Below are 1,657 nucleotides of genomic sequence, written 5' to 3' on the forward strand. Positions count from 1 at the left end.
GATCTCCAGATGATGCTCACTGACCTGGACGTCGAGGTTGTCGGCATCGCCATGACCGAAAGAGAAGCCGCAAGACTTGCTGCTCTGCATCAGCCGGATTTTGCGACAATGGATGTTGTTCTGAGGGGAGAGTGCAACGGGATCGATACAGCGATCAGGATCTATCAGACGCACCGCATCCGATCGCTGTTCGTTACGGGTAACGTAAGTCCTGCTGCGCGGTTGCGCGGCGCAGCGGCCAAGCCGCTTCATTGGTTGGCCAAGCCGATTGCTTTTCACAATCTTAAGGAAATTATTAGGCAGTTCAGAGAAGGCGCTGAGGATATATAGATCGACAGTTCATATATGGATATAAAATATAAAATAAAATGTTATTTTTATACAATTGATACAAACTAAGGCGTCTGAACTTTAGTAGAAAGCAATTATTCTCGCTTAAGAGTGGTGCTTATCACCGCGAACAAAGCGAGCCGCCGATGCCCTATATCAACGACCTGATCGAGTTGTCCGGCATTGCCAGCAACACGACTTATACCACCACAAATGGATCCATTATCGGCGTTGTGGACGGTGCGACTTATACCGGCGATGACGACAACACGGCAACGGCAGTTACGGAACTGAACAACACCGACGCCGACGGCGGCATCCGGTTCTGTCGCAAATTGTGCGTCGAGACGCAGGGCGTCGATGACTGCCTCGACTTCAGGCGACAATCTGACAGAACTGCTGAAATGGGCGAAGCTCTGGTCTGAACTGTCCCTAGCGGATCATGTTGACCAGCTCGATCCCCGCGATGGTTGACGCGGCTGACTTGAAGCTCTTGAAGCCGAGCATTGGTCTCACCCGGCGCTTGATGAAGCGGTGGTCCTGCTCGACAAGATTGTTGAGATACTTGATCCGCACCATCTCGATCGGGACCGGGCATCCGAACCGCTTCAACATCCGGTTGATGTCCTTGATGCCTTCGGTGTTGGCTGCACTCTTGTCGATGACAATTTTGCGGGGCAAGCCGTTCACCTCCATCGCGCGGGCGAAGAACTTGATCGCCGCGGGCTTGTTGCGGCGCTCCGAGAGCATGAAGTCCAGCGTCTTCCCGAACTTGTCGACGGCGCGGTAAAGATAGACCCACTGGCCTTTCACCTTGATGTAGGTCTCGTCCATGCGCCAGGATCTGTCAGTGGGTCGCTTGCGCCGGCGCGCATCTTCCGCGACCTGACCCGCGTACCGCTCCACCCACCGGTTGAGCGTGGCATGGTCAACCGTGACGCCCCGCTCGGCCATGATCTCCTCCAGGTCACGGTAGGACACCCCGTAGCGCAGGTAGAAGAAGACCGCGTGCAGGATCACGTCCTTGAGAAAGTGGACACCTTTGAATGATACGCTCATTGCACAATCCTCATCAAAACGGCCGACTTCACACCATTCTATCTTTCCGGCTTGGACCTTACGAAAAACTTGCGACAGATCCGTCGATGAGACATCCGAGGACGACCTGTGGTTTCTGCCCAATCCGATCAACGACGAGCCCGACGACCTGCCGCCCGGGCCACGGGCTGAACCCCGTGAGCTCAAGGTCATTGTTGACTGGCGGACGGCAGAGGCGGGCAGTGCAGTCCATCTTGCCCGTGTTGCGGGCAGGCTCGGGGCACTGGAC

At 55.4% G+C, this 1,657-nt stretch carries 3 protein-coding genes and 1 pseudogene; 3 read left to right on the forward strand and 1 reads right to left on the reverse strand.

Annotation, left to right across the window (positions count from 1 at the left end):
* On the forward strand, positions 1 to 330 hold a 330-nt coding region (locus TY51_RS19655; RefSeq protein WP_042253013.1), incomplete at its 5' end, for a response regulator.
* 146 nt (positions 331 to 476) lie between these two features.
* On the forward strand, positions 477 to 755 hold the full coding sequence (locus TY51_RS19660) for a hypothetical protein (protein ID WP_042253014.1): 279 nt from the start codon (positions 477 to 479) through the stop codon (positions 753 to 755).
* Between the two features lie 7 nt (positions 756 to 762).
* Here the strand turns inward: TY51_RS19660 and TY51_RS19665 are convergent, their stop codons facing one another.
* Positions 763 to 1,389: an IS6 family transposase gene (locus tag TY51_RS19665; RefSeq protein WP_042253015.1), complete on the reverse strand. Its 627-nt coding sequence runs from the start codon at positions 1,387 to 1,389 to the stop codon at positions 763 to 765.
* 40 nt (positions 1,390 to 1,429) lie between these two features.
* On the opposite strand from TY51_RS19665, the pseudogene TY51_RS23840 reads away from it, so the two are divergent.
* Positions 1,430 to 1,657: pseudogene (locus TY51_RS23840) on the forward strand (hypothetical protein); the annotation flags it as partial.

Source organism: Paracoccus sp. PAMC 22219, from assembly GCF_000787695.1.
Lineage (GTDB): Bacteria > Pseudomonadota > Alphaproteobacteria > Rhodobacterales > Rhodobacteraceae > Paracoccus.